Origin of the sequence: Nitrobacter sp. 62-23, assembly GCF_001897285.1 — a bacterium.
Taxonomy (GTDB): Bacteria; Pseudomonadota; Alphaproteobacteria; order Rhizobiales; family Xanthobacteraceae; genus Nitrobacter.
Window position 1 is genome coordinate 1 of sequence record NZ_MKSM01000089.1, and the last position, 4,976, is coordinate 4,976.

The following is a 4,976-nucleotide window of genomic DNA, read 5'->3' on the forward strand; positions in this document are numbered from 1 at the left end:
TTGCTGCAATGCGCTTGTTAACCCCATCGTGGACGCCGGCGGGGTTTCTTGTCCTCTGTATGGACGTGTGGGACCTATGGCGAAATCAGAAACACCAACGACCATCAAGAAATATGCGAACCGGAGGCTCTATAATACCGGAACCAGCACCTATGTGACGCTCGAAGATCTCGCGACGATGGTCAAGCAGGGCGAAGACTTCCTCGTCTTCGATGCCAAGACCGGCGACGACATCACCCGCTCGGTGTTGGCGCAGATCATTTTCGAGCAGGAGAACAAGGCCGGACAGAACCTGCTCCCGACCACATTCCTGCGGCAACTGATCCGCTTCTATGGCGACAGCATGCAGATGGTGGTGCCGAAATATCTCGAACGCTCGATCGACATGCTCACCCAGGAGCAGGAGAAGTTTCGCAAGCAGATGACCAGCACCTTCAGCGGCACCCCTTTCGCGCCGCTCGAGGAGCATGTCCGCCGCAACATGGAACTGTTCGAGCGCACCTTCGCGATGTTCAAGCCGTTTGTGCCGCCACGTGGCGGAGGCGCCGCTCCCGAGCCCGAGAAAACGCCCGATGCGCCGGATGACGGCGACAAGATCGAGGATCTTCGCCGCCAGATGAAAGAGATGCAGGACCGCCTCGAACGGATGTCGAAGGAGCCGAAGAAGGAGTAGACCTCGCGGCGCCCGGGACACGCACACCGCCCTCTCACGGATTGGTGCGCTCGAACTGGCGCAGCAGATCGTTGCCGCGCCGAACCGCCTCGTCCATCGCCGCCTGCGCGCTCTTTTTACCGCTGAATGCCTGCTCGAGTTCATCCTCGATGACAGCGCGAATCAGAACGAAGGATCCGAGCCGCAATCCCCTTGAATTCTCGGTCGGGGGTTTCATTGTCATCTGTTCGATCGCGATCGCGGATCCCGGATTGCGATCGTAAAAGCCCTGCGCGCGGGTGAGATCGAACGCCGCGCGGGTGATCGGCAGGTAGCCGGTGTTCTGGTGCCAGGCGGCCTGGACCTCGGGCCTCGACAGGAAGGCGAAGAATTTCGCGACGCCCTTGTATTCCTCGCGCGGGCGATCGCGCAGTACCCACAATGTGGCGCCGCCAATGATGGTGTTCTGCGGCGCGCCCTCGACGTCCGGCCAATACGGCAACATGCCGTAGCCGACGGCAAATTTGCTGTTGGCGATGATGTCCGCGCGCGTCGCCGAGGAGCCCATGAAGATGCCGCACTCACCATGCTGGAAACGAGGCTCGGCATCCGTCTTTCGGCCGCTGTAGTCGAAAATTTTGGTCTTCTGCCATTCAGCGAGCTGGGCGACATGACGGACCATCAGCGGATTGTTGAAAACGAGGACGGCGTCGAGCCCGCCGAAGCCGTTGGCGCGCGTGGCGATCGGCAGGTTGTGCAAGGCGAGGAAGCTCTCGACATGGACCCATGACGGCCACGACGTGGTAAAGCCGCAAGCGACGCCTCCTTCGCGTAGCTTCTTCGCGGCCTCACCGACCTCCGGCCATGTTTTCGGCGGCCTCTCGGGATCAAGACCGACGGTGCGGAAGAGGTCCTTGTTGTAGTAGAGGATAGGGGTCGAGACATTGAACGGAAACGACAGCAGGTTGCCGGCGACATCGGCATAGTATCCGGTGATGGCCGGAAAATAGTCCGCCGGGGAAAACGCTTCCTTCTCATCGCGCATCAGTTCGAAGACCGGATAGATCGCGCCCCGGGCCGCCATCATAGTGGCGGTGGCGATTTCGCTGACCTGCACGATCGCCGGCTGGCTCCGCGAACGAAACGCGAAGATCGCCGCGTTCACCGTCTCCGTGTAGTTGCCTTTATATGCCGGGACGATCCGATACTCGGATTGAGAGCTGTTGAAGTCGCGGGCGAGCCGCTCGATCTGCCGGCCAAGCTCGCCGGACATCGCATGCCACCACGCGATCTCGGTGACGGCCCGCGCCGGAGCCGGCACCGCGGCCATGAATGGCAGCACGCAGAACAGCAGCGCCAGTTTCCATGCCGGTGTCCGCATCGTGCCTGTCCTCCGCCTGCGGCCGTGCGGACGGAGCCGCTGCCGATGGTCTGATTAAGACCAACTCGCGGCCGCTGCAAATTCACGAGCGCGTGCCGCGACCGCCTTCGAATGGCCGTGCCGAGTCTCCATGGCCTTGAACCTTTTTCCCGCCCGGATGACTCCATCATAGAGTACAAGTGCCGGTGTCTTCGCGCCGCTTCGTCTGGGGGGCCGGGGCAGGCCCGCGCGTATCGATCGGCGAAGCCTTATCGATCAGCAAAGCCTGCGGGCACAGAAATCCCAGCCCGACAGTCCTTTCAAGCCGCCGCCGCCGGAGCTATGAAGGCATGGCGCGGATTGCAGGCCACAAGTCCATCGCACGAGTCCGCAAGGTACAATAATTTGAATTTGGTCTCAGCCGAATCTCATAACGGCACAGGTGCCGAGCCGCAGGAGGAGGAAGGTCTGGCGGCGCAGGGCCGCTCGGGCCTCGTGGGGCTGGTTCGCGCGATACCGATTCGTTGGCGAATCCTCTCGATTGCGACGCTGAATTCGGCGGTGGTGCTGGTGCTGGCGCTGCTGATATGGAGCGGCACCAAAACCCTGGGATCGGCGTGGGACGACGTCCGCCAGGTCCGGAAATCCGACAAGATCCTCGCGGTTCTCGAAAGCGAGACCGGCCGGCTGCAAAATCTGATCCATCGCTACATCAACCAGCCCAGTCCCGATCTGTTCGCGGAAATCCTGCTGTTGCGCGAGGCCGTGCTCGGCACCCTGAGCACGCGCGCTTCGACCGACCCTATGCTGTCGGGTTCGGTCGATGAACTGGAGCACGCCACCGAACATTTCCTCAGCGGGTTCGGAGAGCTGCGCGCGCTGCAGACGAACATCACCAAGACCTATGAGGGCCAGATCCTGGCGCCAGCCAAGGATATGGCGGGACTCTACTCGATCATCGAGGGCGCGACCGACCGCCGCGAGGCCGCGATCTGGCCGACGCTCAAGAAGTCCCGCGAGACATTCACCACGATGCTGGTGGCCGCGAACGCCTACTATCTGGCGCCGGCATCGACCAGCGCGGAAGAGGTCCGCCGGAATACCGATGCGATCGAGCGCACCATTCCGGCGATGATCGAGTTCTCCGATAACGATCTCCAGCGCGACGCGCTGAAGAAACTCAAGACCCGGACGGCGGCGCTGCACGACGGCATCGGGGAGCTTTCCGAATTGCTCACCAGGCGAACCGACCTGCTGCGCAACTCCATCGACGCCAGCCAGGCGCAGACCATCGCCGCCATCGACGGCCTCTCGGTCAAGATGCGCGAGCGCGAGCAGAGCGCGCAGATGACGTTCGACAACACGCTTTCGGACATTTCCCGCAAGATGCTGTCGATCGCCGCCGCCTTTCTTGCAATCATCATTGTGGCCGGCATCGTGATCGCGCTCAGCATCCGCCTGCCTTTGCGGCAGATCATGTCGTCGATGCGCGCGATCAAGTCCGGCGACTACGATCGCAAGGTCGCCGGCACCGACGCGCGGGACGAGATCGGCGCCATGGCGCGCGCCGTCGAGGTGTTCCGCAAGAACGCCATCGCCAAGCGCGACGCCGAGGACGAATTGCGGGCGTCGAAGGAACGGGCCGAGAGCGCGCTGCTGGAATTAAGCGCGGCGCAGCAGAACCTGATCGACGCGGAGCGGCTTGCCGCGCTTGGCGGGCTGGTCGCGGGAGTCGCGCACGAGGTGAACAACCCGGTCGGAATCAGCCTGACGGTAGCGTCAAGTTTCGCGCGGCGCGCCGAGATGTTCGACGCCGAGCTGCGGTCCGCGGGCCCCCTGAAGCGGTCGCAGCTCGAGGAATTCGTGCGGACCTGCCGCGATGCCGCCCAGCAACTGGTGGCGAACCTGCACCGTGCGGGCGAATTGATCCAGTCCTTCAAGCAGGTCGCCGTGGACCGGTCCCATGCCGAACGCCGCCAGTTCAGTTTGAGCGAATCCACCGACCAGATCGTCGCAAGCCTGCGCCCGGTGCTCAAGCGGTCTCCGATCACCATCGACGTCGACGTCCCCGAGGGCCTAATCATCGACAGCTATCCCGGCTCATATGGACAGATTTTGACCAATCTCTTCCTCAACGCCGCCAAGCACGCATTTCCGGACGGACGGTCCGGCGCGATTTCCATCGCGGCGAAAGCGCGCGCCAGTGATGACATCGAGATCATTTTTGCCGACAATGGCGTCGGCATGACGCCGGACGTCCAGCGGCAGGCGTTCGATCCCTTCTTCACCACGCGCCGCAACGAGGGCGGCACCGGCCTTGGGCTTCATATCGTCTACAATCTCGTCACCCAGCAGCTCGGCGGCCGGATGATGGTGAAGTCAGGACCGGGACAAGGCACGACTTTTCACATTATCATGCCGAGAACCGCCAGGGGCGCTACCGCGGGCAAGGATGAAACAGACAGCGAGACCAAGCAATGGCCGACCAGGATGACGTCCTCCACCTGATCGACGATTCCGACGCTGACCGCCCGGAAGCCTCGACGGTGCGCAAATGGAAGGTCGCCGTGATCGACGACGACCGGGCCGTGCACGAGGGCACCCGCTTTGCGCTGAGCGACTACAGCCTCAACGGCCAGCCCCTGGAGATTCTCTCGGCCTATTCCGCCGCCGAGGGGCGCGAGCTGATGCGCGCGCACCCCGACATCGCCGCGGTGCTGCTTGATGTCATCATGGAGACCGACGAGGCCGGCCTGGACCTCGTCGAATTCATTCGCAACGAACTCAAGAACGAAACCGTGCGCATCATCCTGCGCACCGGACAGCCAGGGCAGGCGCCGGAGCGACGCGTGATCGTCGATTACGATATCAACGATTACAAGGCGAAAACCGAACTCACGGCGGACAAGCTATTCACCTCGCTGACCGCGGCGCTGCGCAGCTATCAGCAGCTCGAGCGCATGG

Annotated in this window: 3 protein-coding genes and 1 pseudogene; 3 read left to right on the forward strand and 1 reads right to left on the reverse strand. The window is 62.8% G+C overall.

Annotated features, from left to right (window positions below; genetic code table 11):
• Nucleotides 1-76 precede the first annotated feature (76 nt).
• Nucleotides 77-673 carry a polyhydroxyalkanoate synthesis repressor PhaR gene (gene phaR, locus BGO16_RS07750; protein ID WP_292618042.1) on the forward strand — a complete coding sequence of 199 codons (597 nt, stop codon included), beginning with the start codon at nt 77-79 and terminating at the stop codon, nt 671-673.
• 34 nt (nt 674-707) lie between these two features.
• On the opposite strand, the gene ugpB is transcribed toward phaR, so the two are convergent.
• The gene (ugpB, locus tag BGO16_RS07755) at nt 708-1,982 is read right to left on the reverse strand and encodes a sn-glycerol-3-phosphate ABC transporter substrate-binding protein UgpB (RefSeq protein ID WP_292618045.1); all 1,275 of its coding nucleotides are present in this window, start codon (nt 1,980-1,982) and stop codon (nt 708-710) included.
• Nucleotides 1,983-2,354: 372 nt separating this feature from the next.
• Between ugpB and BGO16_RS07760 the strand changes: the two genes are divergently transcribed.
• Nucleotides 2,355-4,520, forward strand: coding sequence for an ATP-binding protein (locus BGO16_RS07760; protein WP_292618043.1), 2,166 nt, complete (start codon nt 2,355-2,357; stop codon nt 4,518-4,520).
• A pseudogene (locus BGO16_RS07765) lies at nt 4,490-4,976 on the forward strand (response regulator); the annotation flags it as partial. The gene BGO16_RS07760 and the pseudogene BGO16_RS07765, both read left to right, overlap by 31 nt.